This is a genomic window from Achromobacter mucicolens (assembly GCF_902859725.1).
Lineage (GTDB): Bacteria > Pseudomonadota > Gammaproteobacteria > Burkholderiales > Burkholderiaceae_B > Achromobacter > Achromobacter mucicolens.
The window spans coordinates 74,820-94,722 of record NZ_CADIJP010000003.1 but is presented as its reverse complement, the minus strand read 5'-3'; the positions used below and the strand labels follow the sequence as shown (position 1 = coordinate 94,722).

Annotated in this window: 17 protein-coding genes; 4 read left to right on the top strand and 13 right to left on the bottom strand. The window is 68.0% G+C overall.

Annotation, left to right across the window (positions count from 1 at the left end; translation table 11 throughout):
- The first annotated feature begins 37 nt into the window (after positions 1-37).
- Positions 38-1,018 (top strand): Bug family tripartite tricarboxylate transporter substrate binding protein, encoded by a 981-nt coding sequence (locus HV786_RS04045; protein WP_128827267.1) that lies wholly within the window; start codon positions 38-40, stop codon positions 1,016-1,018.
- Positions 1,019-1,054: 36 nt separating this feature from the next.
- Here HV786_RS04045 and HV786_RS04040 read toward each other — a convergent pair whose 3' ends face one another.
- From HV786_RS04040 to urtA, 7 genes are all read right to left on the bottom strand, one after another.
- Positions 1,055-1,660, bottom strand: coding sequence for a phosphatase PAP2 family protein (locus tag HV786_RS04040; RefSeq protein WP_128827268.1), 606 nt, complete (start codon positions 1,658-1,660; stop codon positions 1,055-1,057).
- A 91-nt stretch (positions 1,661-1,751) separates the two neighbouring features.
- Positions 1,752-2,180, bottom strand: coding sequence for an arsenate reductase (glutaredoxin) (arsC, locus tag HV786_RS04035; RefSeq protein ID WP_128827269.1), 429 nt, complete (start codon positions 2,178-2,180; stop codon positions 1,752-1,754).
- Between the two features lie 111 nt (positions 2,181-2,291).
- Entirely contained in the window at positions 2,292-2,990 is a 699-nt protein-coding gene (urtE, locus tag HV786_RS04030; protein ID WP_128827270.1) for an urea ABC transporter ATP-binding subunit UrtE, read from the bottom strand.
- Between the two features lie 2 nt (positions 2,991-2,992).
- The gene (gene urtD, locus HV786_RS04025) at positions 2,993-3,832 is read right to left on the bottom strand and encodes an urea ABC transporter ATP-binding protein UrtD (RefSeq protein WP_108696601.1); all 840 of its coding nucleotides are present in this window, start codon (positions 3,830-3,832) and stop codon (positions 2,993-2,995) included.
- On the bottom strand, positions 3,829-4,956 hold the full coding sequence (gene urtC, locus HV786_RS04020; RefSeq protein WP_128827271.1) for an urea ABC transporter permease subunit UrtC: 1,128 nt from the start codon (positions 4,954-4,956) through the stop codon (positions 3,829-3,831). The genes urtD and urtC overlap by 4 nt, the downstream gene beginning before the upstream one ends.
- Positions 4,953-6,584, bottom strand: a complete 1,632-nt coding sequence (gene urtB, locus HV786_RS04015; RefSeq protein ID WP_175210056.1) for an urea ABC transporter permease subunit UrtB — start codon at positions 6,582-6,584, stop codon at positions 4,953-4,955. The genes urtC and urtB overlap by 4 nt, the downstream gene beginning before the upstream one ends.
- A 25-nt stretch (positions 6,585-6,609) precedes the next feature.
- The gene (gene urtA / locus HV786_RS04010) at positions 6,610-7,863 is read right to left on the bottom strand and encodes an urea ABC transporter substrate-binding protein (protein WP_128827272.1); all 1,254 of its coding nucleotides are present in this window, start codon (positions 7,861-7,863) and stop codon (positions 6,610-6,612) included.
- Positions 7,864-8,232: 369 nt separating this feature from the next.
- Here urtA and atzF point away from each other — a divergent pair, with 369 nt between their 5' ends.
- From atzF to HV786_RS03995, 3 genes are read left to right on the top strand one after another with little or no spacing between them, the layout of a single operon-like run.
- The gene (gene atzF, locus HV786_RS04005) at positions 8,233-10,071 is read left to right on the top strand and encodes an allophanate hydrolase (RefSeq protein ID WP_175210054.1); all 1,839 of its coding nucleotides are present in this window, start codon (positions 8,233-8,235) and stop codon (positions 10,069-10,071) included.
- Between the two features lie 27 nt (positions 10,072-10,098).
- A complete protein-coding gene (gene uca / locus HV786_RS04000) occupies positions 10,099-13,737 on the top strand; it encodes an urea carboxylase (protein ID WP_175210052.1) in 3,639 nt (1,212 codons plus the stop codon).
- Entirely contained in the window at positions 13,734-14,462 is a 729-nt protein-coding gene (locus HV786_RS03995; protein WP_128827470.1) for a GntR family transcriptional regulator, read from the top strand. The genes uca and HV786_RS03995 overlap by 4 nt, the downstream gene beginning before the upstream one ends.
- Positions 14,463-14,500: 38 nt before the next feature.
- Here HV786_RS03995 and HV786_RS03990 read toward each other — a convergent pair whose 3' ends face one another.
- The 6 genes from HV786_RS03990 to HV786_RS03965 all read right to left on the bottom strand — a co-directional run bounded on the left by HV786_RS03990 (position 14,501) and on the right by HV786_RS03965 (position 19,825).
- The gene (locus HV786_RS03990) at positions 14,501-15,316 is read right to left on the bottom strand and encodes an anti-sigma factor family protein (RefSeq protein ID WP_175210050.1); all 816 of its coding nucleotides are present in this window, start codon (positions 15,314-15,316) and stop codon (positions 14,501-14,503) included.
- Positions 15,313-15,843 (bottom strand): RNA polymerase sigma factor, encoded by a 531-nt coding sequence (locus tag HV786_RS03985; RefSeq protein WP_128828987.1) that lies wholly within the window; start codon positions 15,841-15,843, stop codon positions 15,313-15,315. The genes HV786_RS03990 and HV786_RS03985 overlap by 4 nt, the downstream gene beginning before the upstream one ends.
- A 25-nt stretch (positions 15,844-15,868) precedes the next feature.
- Positions 15,869-16,237: a COG4315 family predicted lipoprotein gene (locus tag HV786_RS03980; protein ID WP_062838716.1), complete on the bottom strand. Its 369-nt coding sequence runs from the start codon at positions 16,235-16,237 to the stop codon at positions 15,869-15,871.
- 103 nt (positions 16,238-16,340) lie between these two features.
- Positions 16,341-16,805, bottom strand: coding sequence for a GNAT family N-acetyltransferase (locus HV786_RS03975; RefSeq protein WP_128828988.1), 465 nt, complete (start codon positions 16,803-16,805; stop codon positions 16,341-16,343).
- Between the two features lie 96 nt (positions 16,806-16,901).
- Entirely contained in the window at positions 16,902-18,278 is a 1,377-nt protein-coding gene (locus tag HV786_RS03970; RefSeq protein WP_175210048.1) for a DUF1501 domain-containing protein, read from the bottom strand.
- Positions 18,275-19,825, bottom strand: a complete 1,551-nt coding sequence (locus HV786_RS03965; protein WP_175210046.1) for a DUF1800 domain-containing protein — start codon at positions 19,823-19,825, stop codon at positions 18,275-18,277. The genes HV786_RS03970 and HV786_RS03965 overlap by 4 nt, the downstream gene beginning before the upstream one ends.
- Positions 19,826-19,903 lie beyond the last annotated feature (78 nt).

Below are 19,903 nucleotides of genomic sequence, written 5' to 3'. Positions count from 1 at the left end.
CAACAAGCGAAGCTCATTCGTAGTCAGGAGACAAATCATGCAAAAGAAAGCGATGACGACGCGCGCCTTGGCGCTCGCCTGCCTGATCGGCGTTTCATTCGCGGGCGGCGCCCAGGCGCAGTCCTATCCGTCCCGCCCGGTGAACCTCGTCGTGCCGTTTCCGGCCGGCGGCACGACGGATGTGCTGGCGCGCGCATTGGGGCAAGAGCTGGCCAAGAGTCTGGGCCAGCCGGTGGTGGTGGAGAACAAGCCGGGGGCGGGGTCGACGCTGGGCGCCGACTACGTGGCCAAGGCTGCGCCGGACGGCTACACGCTGCTGATGGGCGCGGTGCATCACACCATCGCCACCAGCGTCTACAAGAACCTGAACTACGACTTCCAGAAGGACTTCGCACCGGTCACCACCGTGGCGCTCGTGCCGAATGTGCTGGTCGTCAATCCCAAACTGCCAGCCAAGGACGTGGCCTCGCTGCTGAAGCTGGCGCAGGCCTCGCCCGGCAAGCTGACCTACGGATCCAACGGCATGGGCACGGGCCAGCACCTGATTGGCGCGCAATTCGAGCGCGCGGGCAACGTGCAGCTCCTGCATGTGCCGTACAAGGGCAGCGGGCCGCTGACGACCGACCTGCTGGGCGGGCAGATCGACATGTCGTTCGACACCATCACCCCGGTGCTTGCGCACATCCAGAGCGGAAAATTGCGCGCGCTGGCCGTGACCACGAACCAGCGTTCGGCCGCGCTGCCGGACGTGCCGACAATGGAAGAGGCGGGTCTGAAGCCGTTCAACATGGGCACGTGGTTCGGCGTGCTGGCGCCCGCGGCGGCGCCCAAGGACGTGGTCGACAGGCTCAATGCCGAGATGGTGAAGATCATCCGTTCGCCGGACTTCACGCGGCGCATGGCCGAGATCGGCGCGGTGCCGATCGGCGACACGCCCGCGGAGATGAAGGCGCGCATCGGCGCCGATACGGCAAATTACGCGAAGCTGGTCAAGGAAGCCAAGGTCGCGATCAATTGAGGGGCAGGGTGGCCGCGACGGCCGTCGCGGCCACCGTTACGCCCGGATCCATCCGCGCGCAATCGGCAGGGCCAGCACCTTGCGGTACACCTCCTGCGCCACCCCCGTCAGCGGTTCGCCCGCGCGTTGCCACACCGGAACCGTGATGGCCGCAGCCAAGGGCGCCAGCAGCAATCCGCCCGCGATATCCAGCGGGAAATGCACGCCCAGATACACGCGCGACGTCCCCACGAGCAAGGCGCCCGCCAACGCCAGCCAGCCCCATCCCGCCCAGCGCCTGTCCAGGATCAGCGCGAAGGCGAAGGCGGCGATGATGATCGTGTGATTGCTGGGAAAAGACGACGTGGGCTTGTGCGCGAAGAAGACGTGACCCAGGCCGATCACGAAGGGACGCGGATGCGGCCATAGCGCGCCGCACACGTAGCTGAGCCCCAGGGCCACGGCGACGCTGGCCAGCGCCTTGAGCATCAGGCTGCGCTGGGCTTGTCTGCCCCACAGCCACACGGCGGCCATGACACCCGGAATCAGCAGGATGAGCTTGTTTGCCACTAGCATGGCGGCGTGGATCCGCCACGCGGGCGTGGCGGGGTCGGCATTGATAAAAAGAAAAAGGGACTGGTTGAAGCTTTCCAGGAAATCCATGACACGTCATCTCGGCGTAATGATTCGGTTGCCGCGATGGTAATGACCGTACCCGTCAATTCCCTTGCAAAGCGCTTGGATGCGGCCGCTTTTACTTCTGGATGCGATTGCCTTGCGCGTCGATGACGGGCTCGCCGCTTTCCTTGGCGAACGCGCCTTGCTGCGGGGACGGAAGAATATCCAACACCAGTTCGCACGGCCGGCACAGCTTCGCGCCCAGCGGCGTCGACACAAAGGGGCGGTTCAAAAGAATGGGATGCTGTTCGATCGCATCTAGCAGCGCGTCATCCGAAAGCGACGTGTCGTCCAGACCCAGCTCCGCATACGGCGTGCCCTTTTCGCGCAGCGCATCGCGCACGCTGATGCCAGCCTGCTTGAACAGCGCCTTGAGTGTGTCGCGGGAAGGCGGCGTTTCCAGGTACAGCACGACCTGCGGCTCGATGCCCGCGTTGCGGATCAGGCCCAGCGTGTTGCGCGAGGTGCCGCACTTGGGGTTGTGGTAGATGGTGACGTCGGACATGAGGGCTCCTGTTCGGGTGTTGCGTAATGCCGATGCGCGATGCAAATGCATGCTGCAAGACCCGGAGCATAGTCCATCCGCGGCGCCCAACGATTAGCGCCGCGCCGCCCCTCAAACCGATAGATGCCGCCGCACGTCCTCGCCGTCGATCGCATCGCGCCCGCCGCGGGCCACCACCTCGCCGCGCGACAGCACCACGAACTGGTCGGCCAATTCGCGCGCAAAGTCGAAATACTGCTCGCACAGCAGGATCGCGATGTCGCCGCGCTGGCGCAGCATGTGGATGACGCGCGCGATGTCCTTGATGATGGACGGCTGGATGCCTTCCGTGGGCTCGTCCAGGATGATGAGCTTGGGCTCGGCCACCAGCGCCCGCGCGATGGCCAGCTGCTGCTGTTGCCCGCCCGACAGGTCGCCGCCGCGCCGCGACAACATGCTTTTCAGCACGGGAAACAGCTCGAAGACTTCTTCCTTGATGCGGCGGGCCCGGGCCGCGGGCTTGGTCGCCATGCCCATCAGGATGTTCTCTTCGACCGTCAGCCGCGCGAAGATGTCGCGGCCCTGCGGCACATAGGCCATGCCGCGCGCGGCGCGCTGATGCGGCGCCAGGCGGGTGATGTCGGCGCCGTCGAACGTGATGCCGCCGCGCGCCACGGGCAGCACGCCCATCACACACTTGAGCAGCGTCGTCTTGCCCACGCCATTGCGGCCCAGCAGTGCCAGGCATTCGCCTTGGCGCACCGACAGCGACACGCCGCGCAGGGTGTGGCTGCCGCCGTAGTATTGGTCGATCGTGCTTACGTCTAGCATGTTCAGCGCCCCAGATAGACTTCGATCACGCGCGGGTCGGCCTGCACGCGGCTCATCGGCCCCTCGGCCAGCACGGACCCTTCATGCAGCACGGTGACCTTGCCGTCGCCCGCGATCTGGTTGACGAAGTCCATGTCGTGTTCCACCACCATCAGGGAATGGCGGCCCCGCAGTTCGTTCAAGAGCTCGCCGGTACGTTCGGTTTCGGCGTCGGTCATGCCCGCCACGGGTTCGTCCAGCAACAGCAGCTGTGGTTCCTGCATCAGCAGCATGCCGATCTCCAGCCACTGCTTCTGCCCGTGCGACAGCAGGCCCGCGGGGCGCCAGACCTCGGGCCGCAGCCGGATCAGGTCCAGCGTCTCGCCGATCCGGTCGGCCTGTTCGCTGGACAGCCGCGAGAACAGGGTGGGGCGCACGCGCTTGTCCGTCTTCATGGCCAGCTCCAGGTTCTCGAACACGGTGTGCTGCTCGAACACCGTGGGGCGCTGGAATTTGCGGCCGATGCCGGCGTGCGCGATCTGCGCCTCGCTCAGCGTGGTCAGGTCGATGCTCTGGCCAAAGTAGGCCGTGCCGGACGTGGGCCGCGTCTTGCCGGTGATCACGTCCATCATCGTGGTCTTGCCCGCGCCATTGGGGCCGATGATGCAGCGCAGCTCGCCCACGCCGATGTCCAGCGTCAGGTCGTTCAGCGCCTTGAAGCCGTCGAAGCTGACCGTGATGCCTTCCAGGTACAGGATCGCGCCGTGGCTGGTGTCCAGGCCCTTGGGACTGACGCGGCCGTAGCCGGCGTCGCCGCTGGGGCCGCCGTCCAGCATGGCCGATTCGGTGTGCGTGGTGGTCATGCCTTCTTCTCCTGGAAGCGGGCCGCGATGCGGCGGGCAAGGCCCACGATGCCGGTGGGCAGGAACAGCGTCACCAGGACGAAGATGAGGCCCAGCGCGTACAACCAGTATTCCGGCAGCACGCTGGTGAACCAGGTCTTCAGCCCGTTGACGGCGCCCGCGCCGATGATGGGACCGATCAGCGTGCCGCGCCCGCCCGTGGCCACCCAGATCACCATTTCAATGGAGTTCTCGGTGGACATCTCTCCCGGGTTGATGATGCCGACCTGCGGCACGTACAGCGCGCCCGCGATGCCGCACAGCACGGCCGACAGCGTCCACACGAACAGCTTGAAGCCCAGCGGGTCGTAGCCGATGAAGCGCACGCGGCTCTCGGCGTCGCGCACGGCGGTCAGCACGCGCCCCAGCTTGCTTTGCGTGACCGCGCGCGCCAGGATCAGCGCGCCGGCCAGCGCGGCAAGCGTCACCCAGTAGAGCGTGGCGCGCGTGCCGGGCGCGGTGATGTCAAAGCCCAGGATGCGCTTGAAGTCGGTAAAGCCGTTGTTGCCGCCAAAGCCCGTGTCATTGCGAAAGAACAGCAGCATCGCGGCAAAGGTCAGCGCCTGCGTGATGATCGAGAAGTACACCCCTTTGATGCGCGAGCGGAACGCAAAGTAGCCGAACACGAAGGCCAGCACGCCGGGCACCAGCACCACCAGCAGCATCGCGTACCAGAAGTGTTCGGTGAAGGACCAATACCAGGGGTAAGTCTTCCAGTCCAGGAACACCATGAAGTCGGGCAGGTCGCTCTGGTAGACGCCGTCGCGGCCGATGGCGCGCATCAGGTACATGCCGTGCGCGTAGCCGCCCAGCGCAAAGAACAGGCCGTGGCCCAGCGACAGGATGCCCGCATAGCCCCACACCAGGTCCAGCGCCAGCGCCGCCATCGCGTAGCACATGAATTTGCCGAGCAAAGCCACGGCATAGGCCGACACGTGCAGCGTATGGCCCGGCGGAAACCACAGATTCATCAGCGGAAGGAGGGCCAGCAGGACAACTCCCGCAGCCAGCGCGGCCCACACCCGGCCAGAGAAGAGCGGGCGGCGTGCCAGCAGGTTCAGGTCGGTCAGCGCGGTCTGTTTCATTCGACGCTCCGGCCTTTGGGGGCAAACAGGCCTTGCGGCCGCTTTTGGACGAACAGCACGATGAGCACCAGGATGGTGATCTTGGCCATGACAGCTCCCGCGTAAGGCTCCAGGAATTTATTCACGCCACCCAGGCCCAGCGCGGCGATGACCGTGCCGGCCAGCTGGCCCACGCCGCCCAGCACCACCACCATGAACGAGTCCACGATGTAGCCGCGGCCCAGGTCGGGCCCGACGTTGCCAAGCTGCGAGAGCGCCACGCCCGCCAGCCCGGCGATGCCCGAGCCCAGGCCGAAGGCCAGCATGTCGATGCGGCCGGTCGGCACGCCCACGCAGTCGGCCATCCGCCGGTTCTGCGTGATGGCGCGCACAAAGAGGCCCAGCCGCGTGTGGTTCAAGAGTGCCCACACCAGAAAGACCACAAAGAAAGCGAAGCCGATGATGACGATCCGGTTGTACGTCAGCACCAGGCCGCCCAGCACGTTCACGCCGCCCGACATCCAGCTGGGATTGCCGACCTCGACGTTCTGCGCGCCGAAGAGCGACCGCACGCCCTGCATCAGCATCAGACTGATGCCCCAGGTGGCCAGCAGCGTCTCCAGCGGGCGGCCATACAGCCAGCGGATCACGGTGCGCTCCAGCGCCATGCCGACCAGCGCCGTCACGACGAACGCGAGCGGCAGGGCGGCCACCACGTACCAGTCCAGCCAGCCCGGCAGCCACGCGCGAAACAGCGTCTGCACCACATACGTCACGTAGGCGCCGATCATCAGCAGCTCGCCATGCGCCATGTTGATGACACCCATCAGGCCGAAGGTGATGGCAAGACCCAGCGCCGCCAGCAGCAGCACGCTGCCCAGGCTGACGCCGTAAAACAGATTGCCCGCCCATTCGATCGTGGCCAGGTGCCGGTCGATCTGCTTGACCGCGTTGGCCGCCGCCTCGCGCACGCCGGCATCGGGTTCTGCGTACGTGCCGTCGCGCTCCTGCGTCAGGGCGGCCAGTGTGGGCCGGAACGCGGCGTTCTGGGTGTCGCCCAGCACTTGCACGGCGTGGCGGCGCTTTGCGGGGTCTTCGCTTTTCAGTTCCAGATTGGCCTGCGCGATCAGCAGCGCGTCGCGCACGGCCTCGTTCTTTTCAGCCGCCAGCGCCTTTTCCAGCATGGGCAGGCGCGCGGGGTCGCCCGTCTGCTGCAGCCGCCGCGCCGCGGCGAGCCGTTCATTGGCGTTGTCGGAGAACAGACGCGATCCCGCCAGCGCGGCCTCGATGGCGCGGCGCAGGCGGTTGTTGATGGAAATCGTGCCCGCATCCGCAGGCAGGTCCACGGCCGCGCCCGTGGACGGATCGGTGGCGCGCGTGCCGCTCGTGCCGATCAGCACGCGGCCGTCGGCGGTGGCGTAGAGCTGGTCGCTACCCAGCGCCTGCAGCACCGCCGCGGCGCCCGGATCGGGCAGTTGGCCCAGCGCGGCAATCGCTTGCAGCCTGGCGTCGGTGTCGTCGCCGGCCAGCGGCGCAAGCAGGGCGGGGTCCACGCCGGCGGCGGCCGCGGGCGCGGCCATCGCCGGCACGGCCAGCAGCCATGCCAGAAGGAAACGACGCAAGAAGTGTGCGATTGCCGCGATGCGCATGGCTGCCCTTTCCTTGATGTTGAGACTACAGGCCTTGCTTGCCTTCGTTGCCCGGGATGTACGGGCTCCACGGCTGCGCACGGATCGGGCCCTTGCTCTTCCAGACCACGCTGAACTGACCGTCCGCCTTGATCTCACCGATGTAGACGGGCTTGTGCAGGTGGTGGTTGGTCTTGTCCATCTCGATGGTGTAGCCGTCGGGCGCGTTGAACTTCTGGCCGCCCATCGCCGCGATCACCTTATCGACGTCGGTCGTCTTGGCCTGTTCGACGGCCTGCTTCCACATGTGGATGCCGATGTACGTGGCTTCCATCGGATCGTTCGTCACGACCGTGTTGGCGTTGGGCAGGTTCTTGGCCTTGGCGTAGGCCTTCCACTTGGCAATGAACGCGTCGTTGACGGGGTTCTTGACGGATTGGAAGTAGTTCCAGGCGGCCAGGTGGCCGACCAGCGGCTTGGTGTCCACGCCGCGCAGTTCCTCTTCGCCCACCGAGAACGCGACGACCGGCACGTCGGTGGCCTTCAGCCCCGCGTTGCCCAGTTCCTTGTAGAAGGGCACGTTCGAGTCGCCGTTGATCGTGGAGATGACCGCGGTCTTGCCGCCCGTGGCGAACTTCTTGATGTTGGCGACGATGGTCTGGTAGTCGGAATGGCCGAACGGGGTGTAGACCTCGTCGATGTCGCTGTCCTTCACGCCCTTGGAATGCAGGAAGGCGCGCAGGATCTTGTTGGTGGTGCGGGGGTAGACGTAGTCGGTGCCCAGCAGCACGAAGCGCTTGGCGCCGCCGCCGTCTTCGCTCATCAGGTATTCGACGGCGGGAATGGCTTGCTGGTTGGGCGCGGCGCCCGTGTAGAACACGTTCTTCTCCAGCTCTTCGCCCTCGTATTGCACGGGGTAGAACAGCAGGCCGTTCAGTTCCTTGAACACCGGCAGCACCGACTTGCGCGATACCGAGGTCCAGCAGCCGAAGACCACGGCCACCTTGTCCTGGGCCAGGAGCTGGCGCGACTTCTCGGCGAACAGCGGCCAGTTCGACGCGGGGTCGACGACCACGGCTTCGAGCTTCTTGCCCATCACGCCGCCGTTGGCGTTGATCTCGTCGATGGTCATCAGGGCCACGTCCTTGAGCGACGTTTCCGAGATGGCCATGGTGCCCGAGAGCGAATGCAGGATGCCGACCTTGATGGTGTCCTCGGCGGCGTGAACCTGCGGCATCCATCCGGTCATGGCCAACAGGCTCACGGCGGTCAGTTGCTTAAGGGCTAGTCTGCGTTTCATGGTGACTCCTGGATGGAATAGGCCGGCCGGGCCGGCGAGAACGTTCAGAAAAAGCAGTCGCACAGGAGTCAAAAGCAAAACGTGTGCCAAGTGCTGGCAACGCGTCCCGCTGCTGTATGAAGGGGGTGGGTTTACGCCAAGGCGCGTGGCGGCCGGGGCGTGGCGCGCGTGCGATCAGAACGGTGCCGTCTGCACAAAAGCGGTGCGCGATGCGCCCGATCCCGGTGCGGCGAACGGGCCGATGCGGGGACCGGCGCCGGCGGCTTGCGTGCGGTCTGGGCGCGCGTCAGAGGGAAAGCGCCGCGCGCCGCCAACATGGCACGCAGATTGCTTGGGAATCCGTACTTGTATACAAGAAAGGATTCCAGCATGAATGCCGCAGCAACGCAGAAGCAACCCGCCGGTTGGACCATCGCGCAATGGCAGGCCGCCTATCGCGGCGGGGCGCAGCCCGAGGCGCTGTTGGCCGGCTACGCCGCCGAGCCCGGCGATCACGCAGACAAGGACAACGCCTGGATCCGGCGCGTGGACCGCGTCCAGCTCGATGAACAACTCGACGGCCTGCGTCTCTTGCTGGCCGCGGCGGGCGGCGACATCTCGCGCCTGCCGCTGTATGGCGTGCCTTTTGCCATCAAGGACAACATCGATGCGGCGGGCTGGCCCACCACCGCGGCGTGTCCCGCGTTTGCCTACACGCCGCAGGAAGACGCGACCGTCGTGCGCCGTCTGCGCGCGGCCGGCGCCATCCTTATCGGCAAGACCAATCTGGACCAGTTTGCGACCGGCCTGGTGGGCACGCGCTCGCCGCATGGCGCCGTGGCCAACACGTTCAATCCCGACTACGTAAGCGGCGGCTCCAGTTCGGGCTCAGCGTCGGTGGTTGCGCGCGGCATCGCGGCGTTCTCGCTGGGCACCGATACCGCGGGCTCCGGTCGCGTGCCGGCGGGCTTCAACAATATCGTCGGCCTCAAGCCCACCAAGGGCTGGCTCAGCACCGCGGGCGTGGTGCCGGCGTGCCGCACGCTGGACTGCGTGTCGATCTTCGCGCTGACCGTGGACGATGCCGACAAGGTCGCGCAGGTGGCGGGCGGGTATGACGACGCCGATCCCTATTCGCGCAGCGTGCCGGCGGGCGCGGCGCGCCCGTGGCCCAAGGCGCCGCGGCTGGCCGTGCCGGCGTCGCTGGAATTCTTTGGCGACACGCAAGCCGCCGCCGTGTTTGAGGACGCCGTGCGCGCGCTGCGCGCCGATGGCGCCCAGGTCGAAGCCATCGACTTCGCGCCGTTCAGCGAACTGGCGGCATTGCTGTATCAGGGACCGTGGGTGGCCGAGCGCTTTGCCGCGGTCCAGGCGTTGTGGAACGAGAACCCCGACGCCATCAATCCGGTCGTGCGCGGCATCGTCGAGCAGGCCGCGAACTACAGCGCGCTGGACGCGTTCAAGGCCGAGTACCGCCGCGCCGAGCTGACCCGCCAGATTCACCGCGCGCTCGAAGGCTTTGACGCGCTGGTCGTGCCGACCTCGCCGTCCATCTACACGATCGCCCAGCTGGAAGCGGACCCCGTCACGCTCAATTCCCGCCTGGGCGTCTACACCAACTTCGCCAACCTGGCCGACCTGTCCGCGCTGGCGGTGCCCGTCGGCATGCGCGCCGATGGCCTGCCCTCGGGCATCACGCTGATCGGGATGGCGTGGCAGGACCGCGCGCTGGCGCAGTTCGGCAGGCAATGGCAGGCGCGCCGCGGACTGCCGCTGGGCGCGACAGGTGCGCCGCTGCCCGCGCTGGCCGCCGATGGCGCGCCGTCCGCGGACAGCGTGCGCGTCGCGGTGGTGGGCGCCCACCTGACCGGCATGCCGCTGAATCATCAGCTCACCTCGCGCCACGCAGTGTTCGTGGAGAAGACCGCGACGGCCGGCGACTACCGGCTCTTCGCGCTGGCCAACACCACGCCGCCCAAGCCGGGGCTGGTGAAGATGGACAGCGGCGCCGCCATCGAAGTCGAGCTGTGGGACGTGCCCGTGACGGCGTTTGGAGCGTTCGTGGCCGAGATTCCCGCGCCGCTGGGCATCGGCACGCTGGAGCTGGCCGACGGACGCTTGGTCAAGGGCTTCATCTGCGAACCGCGCGGCCTGGAAGGGGCGCGGGACATCACCGAATTCGGCGGCTGGCGTGCCTATCTGGCCAGCCTGAACGCCGCCACCCGATAACCCCGCCTCACCCCAGGGAGTCGCATCGTGTTCGATACCGTTCTGATTGCAAACCGCGGCGAGATCGCCGTTCGCGCCATCCGCACCCTCAAGCGGCTGGGCATCCGCAGCGTGGCCGTCTATTCCGATCCGGACCGCAATGCCGCGCACGTGCGCGAGGCCGACGTGGCCGTGGCGCTGGGCGGCGAGAAGGCCGCCGACAGCTACCTGCGCATGGACCTGTTGCTGGAGGCGGCGCGCGCGCACGGCGCGCAGGCGATCTACCCCGGCTACGGCTTTCTGTCCGAGAGCGCCGACTTCGCCGAAGCCTGCGAGGCCGCCGGCATTGCCTTTGTCGGCCCCACGCCGCTGCAGATTCGCGAATTCGGCTTGAAGCACCGCTCGCGCGAACTGGCGGCTGAGGCGGGTGTGCCGATGACGCCGGGCACCGGACTCTTGTCCAGCCTGGGCGAGGCGCTGTCGCAGGCTGAACGCATCGGCTATCCGGTCATGCTGAAAAGCACGGCGGGCGGCGGCGGCATTGGACTTTCGCGCTGCGAGAACGAGGCCGAACTGACCGTCGCGTTCGACAGCGTTCAGCGCATGGGCGAGCACTTCTTTCGCGACGGCGGCGCGTTCATCGAACGCTATGTGGACAACGCGCGGCACGTCGAAGTGCAGATCTTTGGCGACGGCGCGGGCCGCGTGCTGGCGCTGGGCGAACGCGACTGCTCGGTGCAGCGCCGCAACCAGAAGGTCATCGAGGAAACCCCGGCGCCGTTGCTGCCGGCCGCCACGCGCGCCGCGCTGCTGGATGCCGCCGTCAAGCTGGGCGAATCCGTGAACTACCGCTCCGCGGGCACGGTGGAGTTCATCTACGATCCGGCGCGCGACAGCTTCTACTTTCTGGAGGTCAACACGCGGCTGCAGGTCGAGCACCCGGTGACCGAGGCCGTGACCGGCCTGGACCTGGTGGAGTGCATGCTGCGCGTTGCCGCGGGCGAGCCGCTGGATTACGCCGCCATGTCGCGCGCCCCGCAAGGCGCGTCGATCGAAGTGCGCCTGTATGCCGAGGATCCGCTGCGCCAGTTCCAGCCATCGCCCGGCGTGCTGACCGACGTGTCGTTCCCGGACGGCGTGCGCGTCGATGGCTGGGTCGAGACCGGCACCGACGTGCCCGCGTTCTACGACCCGATGCTGGCCAAGCTGATCGTGCATGCGGACACGCGCGAGGCTGCGCTGGACAAGCTGGCCGACGCGCTGGCGCGCACGCGCCTGCACGGCATTGCGACCAACCTGGATTACCTGCGCCAGATCGTGGCCGATGCGCGCTTTCGCGCCGGCCAGCTGTCCACGCGGTTTCTGGAAGGCTTTGCGTACCGCCCCGCAGCCATCGAGGTCCTGGAGGCGGGGACCTACACCAGCGTGCAGGACTATCCCGGCCGCGCGGGCTACTGGGACATTGGCGTGCCGCCCTCCGGTCCGATGGACGACTACGCGTTTCGCGTGGCCAACCGCATCGTCGGCAACGCGCCGGACGCGGCCGGCATCGAGACCACGCTGATCGGCCCGACGCTGCGCTTTCACGGCGATGCCGTCGTGGCGCTGACGGGCGCGTCGTGCGCGGCCACGCTGGATGGCGAGCCGGTGCCGATGTGGCAGCCCATCTTCGTCAGTTCCGGGCAGGTGCTGGCCACCGGCCGCGCGCTGTCCGGCTGCCGCAGCTACCTGGCGGTGCGCAACGGGCTGGACGTGCCGGTGTACCTGGGCAGCCGGTCCACCTTTGCCCTGGGCCAGTTTGGCGGCCATGCCGGCCGCACGCTGCGCGTGGGCGACATGCTGCCCGTCGTGCGTCCCGAACTGGCGGGCGCCACGGCCGCGCCGCCCGAGACACTGCCGCAGGCCGCGCCCGCCGCGCTGATCCCCGAATACGGCAACACCTGGGAGATCGGTGTGCTGTACGGCCCGCATGGCGCGCCGGATTTCTTTCAGCCCGACGCCATCGACGCCTTCTTTGCGGCCGACTGGGAGGTGCACTACAACTCCAATCGCCTGGGCGTGCGGCTGATCGGTCCCAAGCCCACGTGGGCGCGGGAAAACGGCGGCGAGGCCGGCCTGCATCCGTCCAACATCCATGATTGCGAATACGCAATCGGCAGCATCAATTTCACCGGCGACAGTCCCGTCATCCTGACGCGCGACGGCCCCAGCCTGGGCGGCTTCGTGTGTCCCGTCACCATCGCGCGTGCCGAGCTATGGAAGGTGGGGCAGGTCAAGCCCGGCGACCGCATTCGCTTCGTGCGCATCGATTACCCGCAGGCCGTGGCGCTGGAAGCCGCGCAGGACCGCCGCATCGCCGAACTGGCGCCCGCGGCGCCCGCCGCGACCGAGCCCGCGCCCGTGCCGGCAACGGTCTCGGAGACCATCATCGCCGCGCTGCCCGCCGACGGGGCGCGCCCGTCGGTCTCGTACCGGCAGGCCGGCGACGGCTATCTGCTGCTGGAGTACGGCGACAACGTGCTGGACCTGGCGCTGCGCATGCGCATCCACCTGCTGATGGAGGCGCTCAATGCGGATCCGGTTGAAGGCGTGCTGGAGCTGTCGCCCGGCGTGCGCTCGCTGCAGATCCGTTACGACAGCCGCGTCATCCTGCAGGGCGCACTGATCGCGAAGCTGCTGGAGATCGAACAAGGGCTGGCCGACGTGGCCACGCTCAAGGTGCCCACGCGCGTCGTGTACCTGCCGATGGCGTTCGAGGATTCCGCCACGCTGGGCGCGGTGCAGCGCTACCAGGAAACGGTGCGCGCCAGCGCGCCCTGGCTGCCGAACAACGTCGACTTCATCCAGCGCATCAACGGGCTGGACGCGCGCGACGAGGTGCGCCGCATCGTCTTTGACGCCAGCTATCTCATCATGGGCCTGGGCGACGTGTATCTGGGCGCGCCGTGCGCGGTGCCCATCGACCCGCGTCACCGCCTGCTGACGTCCAAGTACAACCCCGCGCGCACCTTCACCGCCGAAGGCACGGTGGGCATCGGCGGGGTGTACATGTGCATCTACGGCATGGACTCGCCCGGGGGCTATCAGCTCGTGGGCCGCACGCTGCCCATCTGGAACAAGTTCCTGAAGAACCCGGTGTTCCAGGACGGCAAGCCTTGGCTGCTGCAGTTTTTCGACCAGGTGCGTTTCTATCCCGTCACCGAGGCGGAGCTGGATGTGCTGCGCGAGGACTTCCGCGAAGGCCGCGCCACCGTCCGCATCGAGGAGGAAGTGTTCGACTTCGCCGCGCATCGGCGCTTTCTGGCCGAGCAGGCGGACAGCATTGCCGCCTTCCAGGCGCGCCAGAAGACGGCGTTCGATGCCGAAGTGGCGCTCTGGAAGACCGAGGACGTGGCGGCCGAACCGCCTGCCGCCGAACCCGAGGCCGAGACCGTGCTGCGCGAAGGCGAGCGGCTGGTCAGCGCTGACATGTGCGGCAACATCTGGAAGATTCCGGTCCAGGTGGGGCAGAGCGTGTCGGCCGGCGACACGCTGGTGGTGGTCGAAGCTATGAAGATGGAGCTGTCCGTCATCGCGCCGGCGTCGGGCACGGTGTCCGCCATCCGCTGCGTGCCCGGCAAGCCCGTCAACGCGGGCGATCCGCTGGTCGTGATCACCGAAGACGCCACGTGCGTCGTGACCGGATGATGCGGCTGGAAGCCGTCCAGGCCGGCCCGGCCCTCCGCACCGCGCCGGCGCTTGCCGGCTCGCTGGCCGATCAGGTCTACCAGCGCATCAAGGACGACCTGTTCGGCTTTCGGATGCTGCCCGGCGAACGCTTCACCGAGGCCGACCTGGTGGCGCGCCTGGGCGTGAGCCGCACGCCCGTGCGGCTGGGCCTGGCGCGGCTGGAACGCGAAGGCTTCGTGCTGGCCCGGCCGCGCAGCGGCTGGCAGGTGCGGCCGTTCGACTTCGAACGCTTCGAGGCGCTGTACGACGTGCGCGTGGTGCTGGAGCAGGCGGCGGTGGAAAAGCTGTGCGCCCGCGAGCACATGGATCCGGCCGGCATTCTGGGCGCGCTGACGGACGTCTGGCTGGTGCCGCCGCCGCAGCGCATCCTGGACGGCCGGCTGGTGGCGCAGCTGGATGAAGCCTTCCATTGCTCGCTGGTGGCCGCGGCAGGCAATCCGGAGATGGCGCAGATCCACCGCGACGTCACGGAGAAAATCCGCATCGTCAGGCGGCTGGACTTCACCAAGGACTTCCGCGTGGACGCCACCTACGACGAACACGCGGCCATCCTGCGGGCGATCCTGGCGCGCCGGGCGGAGGAAGCCGCGCGCATGCTGCGGTCCCACATCGACATGAGCAAGGCCGAGGTGCGCAAGATCACGCTGCACATGCTGCACGAGGCGCGCGCCAGCGCGGGCTGAGCGACAGCTGGCAGCCTGCCGCCCGCAGCGGGGTGCGTCTAGCCCTGCAGCTGGCGGTAGACCTCTTGCGACACGCGCTGCAGTTCTTCGCGGCTGACGGCGCCGGAGAGCGCGTAGCCGAACTCGCCCTCGACCCAATAGAACACCCGCACGGGACCTTCCTGCGTGAACTGGAAGGCGGTCTGTCCGCCGGCGGCTTCGCGCGTGACGTACAGCGTCAGGCGCTGGCCATCGGCCGCGCCATACATGAACTGCGCCACCGGACCAGCGCCGCCCGGCAGCAGCCGTCCGCCGATGAGTTCATAACCCGTTTTCGATAGCGACGGCGCACGCATCGGCGCGCCCATGCGCTTGGTCAGCCACGTCACCAGCGCCTTCTCGTTTTCGCCGCTGACTTCAACGGGCCGGCCCATGTCGGGCGCATACACCGCGTGGGCGATGGCGGCGCGCTGGGCATAGCCGCCTGCAGCCCGCTCCGGGCTGGCGGTGGCCAGCACCGTCTGCAGATGGCGCGCATCCACGGCGCCGCGCAGCATCCAGGCCGCGCTGGCGCTGACCACGGCGACGGCCACGCTGGCCGCCAGCGCGCGCCAGGGCCAGGTCCGCGCCGGTGCACGCAGCGGCAAGCGCAAGGGAAGGGGTTCGTCCAGCACGGGGTCCAGCAGGGCGTGCAGCGCGCGGCGCTGCGCCTGCCACTCGTCCACCCGGATCTGGTCCTGCGGGTGCGCGGCCAGGAATGCGGCCACTTCCGCATGGCGCGTGGCGGACAACTGGCCGTCGGCATAGCCATGCAGGTCGGCTTCCGTGATGGGCGTGCCCGCGGCGGGAACCGGATGGAGGCGTTTGTCGGTCATGGCATTTCACGCGGGGAGGGAACGGGCCGCAGCCGTCTGGCGGGTTCGCGGCCCTGCATCAGCGCGCCGAGCTTTTCGCGGGCGCGCGAGAGCCGCGACATGACGGTGCCGATCGGCACCGACAGGATTCGCGCGGTCTCCTGGTAGGACAGGTCTTCGACGGCGATCAGCAAGAGGACCTCGCGCTGCTCTGCCGGCAGGGCCAGCAGGCAGCGGTCCAGGTCCCGTACTTCGAGCTGGTCGGTCTGGGTGGCGCGCACCGGCGCATCGGGCAGGTCGCCCGGCGCCGTCTGGTCGGTGCGCCGGCCCGCGGCGCGCACGCCGTCGATGAAATGGTTGTGCATGATGCCGAACATCCAGGCGCGCAGCTCGCCGCGCTTCTGCCAGCGGGAATAGCGGCTCCATGCGCGCTCCAGCGTGTCCTGCACCAGATCGTCGGCGCGATCCGGGTCGCCCGTCAGCCCGCGCGCATAACGGCGCAGGCTGGGGATGCAGGCCAGTATCTGGGCTTCGTCTTCGGCGCGCATGGGCTGATCGGGCAAGCGTGGCGGATCAGGGTTTGACGACGTGCCAGATTTCCTTGAAGTTGTCGCCAGTCTTGTCGCCCGGCTTGGTGTCCTTGGCGAAGAGATACAGCGGTTTGCCCTTGAAGGCCCATTGCTTGCTGCCGTCATCGCGGGTGATGACCGTCAGGTCGCCCATCGGCTTGGCGTCGGCGGCGGCCATGGCGGGCGGCCAGGCCTTCGCGCACGCGTCGACGCAGGCGCTCTTGCCTGCGGAGTCCTTGTCGAAGGTGTACAGCGTCATGCCGGCGCTATTGACCAGGATGCCGTCCTGGGTCTTGACGGCCTGGGCGTGGGCGCCGGCCGAGAACAGGGCGGCGCAGGCGAGAGCCAGGGCCGCGGCGGTGTGTTTGCGCATGGTGTGCCTCGTAGGTGGGGAGGATTGTGGGGGACTGCCCTCTACGGACGCCGGCCGGAGCCGCTTTATTCCGCGGTCCGGAAAAAAATGTGCCGCAAAAGGCTCAACCACCCGGCCGGACGGCGCCGGGGTCATACCGCATTTCGTGCTCCAGCTCGGTCTCCATGACAGGGGTAAAGCCCAGCGCCTCGTACAGCCGCCGGGCGGGATTGCCTTTCAGGACGCTCAACGTGACGGGCGCCCCTTCCTGGTCCGCGCGGTCCAGCACGCCGGACACCAGCCGGCGTCCCAGCCCCTGGCCCTGAAAATCCGGATCGATCTGGATCTGCACGATGCGCCAGCCGGAGGCATCGCGGTAGTGCTTGAACAGCCCCGCGGGCCGCCCGCCCAGCCAGACGATCTGGGCGTCATCGAAGTGGTACTGGATGCGCGCCAGGTGCCCGGCATCGTCCAGCGACACGCCCGCACGCTCCAGATGCGCCGTCATCGTGCGCTTGCGCAGGGCCAGCAGGAACGGCACGTCTTCTTCGGTGGCGGGCTGGAGCGCCAGCTCGGGAGGCAGGTTCATGGTGCGATGCGCAAAGACCGTGGAAACGCGCGCGCCGCCGAATGGCGGAGCGCGGTGTCTGAGGTTATAGATCGGAAGCGGGGGGGACGCTAGGGCCTACCCCGTCAACATCCCCAACGGCTCCGGCCCGAAGTGCCGCAGGTTCGGAAACACCGTCCGCAGATCGTCCCGGCTGGCGCCGAACCAAGCGCCCAAATCCGCGCCCAGCTGATCCACCGCTGTCGTGGGCAGCAGGCGGCCGTTGTCGACGAATCCCGGGCCGTTGAGCGCGATTTCCGGGTGGGTGCCGTAGCAGCGCCCGCCGTTGACCGCGCCGCCCAGCACGAAGTGATGCCCGCCCCAGCCGTGGTCCGAGCCGTTGCCGTTGGATCCCAGCGTGCGGCCGAATTCGGATGCCGTGAAGGTGGTGACTTGGTCGGCCACGCCCATGGCCGACAGGGCGTTCTGGAATGCCGCCAGCGCCTGGCCCAGTTCCTTCAACAACGCCGGGTGCGTATCGGACAGGCCCGTGTGGTTGTCATAGCCGTTCTGCGAAACGAAGAACACCTGCCGCCGCGCGCCAAGCGTGTCGCGGGCCGCGATGATGCGCGCCACGATACGCAGCTGCTGCGCGAGCGGCGATGAAAAATCGCCGGGCACGGCGACGTCGGCCAATGCGGCGCGCAGGCGCGTGTCGGCTGAGATGGACTGGGCAGCGATGCGCGACATCTCGCGTTCCATCAGGTGTTCGCGCGGCTCGGTGATCAGTTCGCGCAGCAGGGCGGTGCAGGCGCTGGAGCCATACATGTCGCGATGCAGCAGGTCGATCTGGGTGGAACCGTTGATGCCCACGCGATAACCCGCCACCTTGCGGCCGGCCAGCAGCACCGTGCTGCCGCCCGCCGTGATGCCCGTGAAGGTGCGGTGCGCGTTCGCGCCCGCGAAAAGATCGGTCAGCCGGCCCGCCCAGCCCGAGGACGCGCCTTCGGGCGCCAGCGCCTGCCAGACCGACTGCTGGTCGTTGTGCGAGAACAGCTTGGGCGGCAGCGGCACGCGCGCGCCGATGTATTCGGCCTTGCTGGTGGGCACGATCAGCGGGCCGACGTTCAACAGCGCGGCCATCTCGCCGCGTTCGTACAGCGGGGCCAGCGGGGCCAGCGCGGGGGCCAGGGCGAACTGCATGCCGCCCTGGGTGTCCGCCTTGCCGCGCAACACGGTGGCGCGCAGCGCGTCGCGCGGCAGCGCGATGTCGCCGCGCGCGGCGGCGTAGGAGCGATACGACGACGGATCGTAGGGGACCAGCGTGTTGTACGGATCGTTGCCGCCGTACAGGAAGACGCAGATCAGCGCCTTGTACGCGGGCGGGGCGGATTGCGCCGCGGCGGCGCCGATCGCGGCCAGGTTCAGCGCCAGCGGAGCGGCGCCGCGGGTTGCGCCCAGCGCCACGGCGCGCAGGAGAAAGTTGCGGCGGTCGAGGCCTTGGCGGTCTGTCATTTCTGCACCAGGTATTCCGGGGTGGCGGCCACCAGCATGATGGCGGCGCGGACCCGGTCGCGCGGGCGGTCGGGCGGCAACGTGGCCACGGCCTTGGCGATGGCGGCCGCCGTGCGCGCGCTGAAGGCGTCGCCCGCCAGCAGCAGCACCACGCGCGCCACCAGCGCCTCGGGGTCCTTGGCCAGCGCGATCTCGGGCGTGTAGGCGGTCTGCAGGTCCTCCCAACCGCGGTCCACGTAGATGGCCAGGAAATTCAAATAGCCCGCGATGCTGGTCTCGTCGGTGATCTGCAGCTCCGGCGCAACCAGGTGGCGGCGCGCAAGCTCGGTGACGGGCGGCACGTAGCGGGGCCGGAAGAAGTTGAACACCGACGGCGACCGCATCGGGCTCTGCGCCAGCCGGATCGTGTTGTCGGTGGTGTCGGGCATGGCCCATTCGCCGTTGGTCGAATCCGCCCCGAACGCGCGGGCCCATCCCGAAAACCGCAGGATCGGTTCGCGCACCTTGCCCCAATAGGGCGAGCTCAGGTCCGGCTGGCGCGCCTCCGGGTCCAGCAGGATCGCGCGCACCACGGCCTTCAGGTTGCCGCGCTGGCCTTTCCCGTCGTCATTGAACACGGCCGACACGCGGCCCACGTACGCCGGACTGGGATTGCTGGTCACCATGCGCTGGATGAGCTGCATGCCGATGAAGGGCCCCACGTTGGGATGGGCGCTGATGACCTGCATGGCGCGCTTGAGCGACAGGTGGCCATCCGTGCCGGGCGGGATGACCGCGCCCAGAAAGCGCTTCTCCGACATCGAGTGCAGCGCGTTGTTCAGCGCCATTGGGCGGCGGTGAAACTCCACGTCCGTTTCCGGGCCGTTGATGTCCCAGCCCGTGAAGACCTTGGCCAGCCCCTGCACGTCGGCATTGGTGTAGGTTTCCACGGGCGCGCCGTTGACGAGCTTGACCGTGCCGTCCTGCTCCAGCACCAGCAGGCCGATGCTGAACAGCTGCATCACCTCGCGCGCGTAGTTTTCGTCGGGATGGCGGCCTGTTTTGGGGTCTTCCTTGCGGTTGCCGCGATAGGTCAGCATGCAGCCCATCGACAGGTTCTGCGTCACCGCGGTCAGCAGATCCTGGTAGTTGCCCAGGGCGTGCCTGGCCAGCAGATCCATGAAGCCGGCCGCACCGAATAGCGGCCACGACGCCGTGATGGCGGACACGCCGACGACGAAGATTTCCGACAGCGAAAACGCGACCCGCGTGCGCACCTGATCGGGCGCGCTGATGAACTTGCGCCACAGCGTGGATTCCAGCGGCGCATTGATGCCGTTGCCCTTGAAGGCCTCGGTGTTGCGGTTCTTCTGGAGCAGCCAGTCGAAATGTGTCTGCGATGGCGGCATGTCGAGCTGGGCGTCCAGCCAGGCGGCATAACCGACCCGCACGACGGCATCGATGTCGGCCGGCGTGGGGCCGAAAGTGGCCTGCGCCAGAAAGCGCGAGGCCTGGCCGGGAGTTGGGGGGGCGGACTGCGGCGCAGCCGCTGACGATGTAGCGGACATGCGCCAAACACCTCGTCGAATGTGAAAACCTACGGTACTAAAAGCCCGCCGGGGCCTTCAATACCGTCATTCGGACGA

Coding starts and splice junctions, on each gene's coding strand:
- urtE (WP_128827270.1), bottom strand. CDS start 2,990: ATGCTAGACGTAAGCACGATCGACCAATACTACGGCGGCAGCCACACC.
- HV786_RS03975 (WP_128828988.1), bottom strand. CDS start 16,805: ATGAACCTGCCTCCCGAGCTGGCGCTCCAGCCCGCCACCGAAGAAGAC.
- HV786_RS03970 (WP_175210048.1), bottom strand. CDS start 18,278: ATGACAGACCGCCAAGGCCTCGACCGCCGCAACTTTCTCCTGCGCGCC.
- HV786_RS03990 (WP_175210050.1), bottom strand. CDS start 15,316: ATGACCGACAAACGCCTCCATCCGGTTCCCGCCGCGGGCACGCCCATC.
- HV786_RS03965 (WP_175210046.1), bottom strand. CDS start 19,825: ATGTCCGCTACATCGTCAGCGGCTGCGCCGCAGTCCGCCCCCCCAACT.
- HV786_RS03985 (WP_128828987.1), bottom strand. CDS start 15,843: ATGCGCGCCGAAGACGAAGCCCAGATACTGGCCTGCATCCCCAGCCTG.
- arsC (WP_128827269.1), bottom strand. CDS start 2,180: ATGTCCGACGTCACCATCTACCACAACCCCAAGTGCGGCACCTCGCGC.
- urtA (WP_128827272.1), bottom strand. CDS start 7,863: ATGAAACGCAGACTAGCCCTTAAGCAACTGACCGCCGTGAGCCTGTTG.
- atzF (WP_175210054.1), top strand. CDS start 8,233: ATGAATGCCGCAGCAACGCAGAAGCAACCCGCCGGTTGGACCATCGCG.
- HV786_RS04045 (WP_128827267.1), top strand. CDS start 38: ATGCAAAAGAAAGCGATGACGACGCGCGCCTTGGCGCTCGCCTGCCTG.
- urtC (WP_128827271.1), bottom strand. CDS start 4,956: ATGAAACAGACCGCGCTGACCGACCTGAACCTGCTGGCACGCCGCCCG.
- urtB (WP_175210056.1), bottom strand. CDS start 6,584: ATGCGCATCGCGGCAATCGCACACTTCTTGCGTCGTTTCCTTCTGGCA.
- HV786_RS04040 (WP_128827268.1), bottom strand. CDS start 1,660: ATGGATTTCCTGGAAAGCTTCAACCAGTCCCTTTTTCTTTTTATCAAT.
- urtD (WP_108696601.1), bottom strand. CDS start 3,832: ATGACCACCACGCACACCGAATCGGCCATGCTGGACGGCGGCCCCAGC.
- HV786_RS03995 (WP_128827470.1), top strand. CDS start 13,734: ATGATGCGGCTGGAAGCCGTCCAGGCCGGCCCGGCCCTCCGCACCGCG.
- HV786_RS03980 (WP_062838716.1), bottom strand. CDS start 16,237: ATGCGCAAACACACCGCCGCGGCCCTGGCTCTCGCCTGCGCCGCCCTG.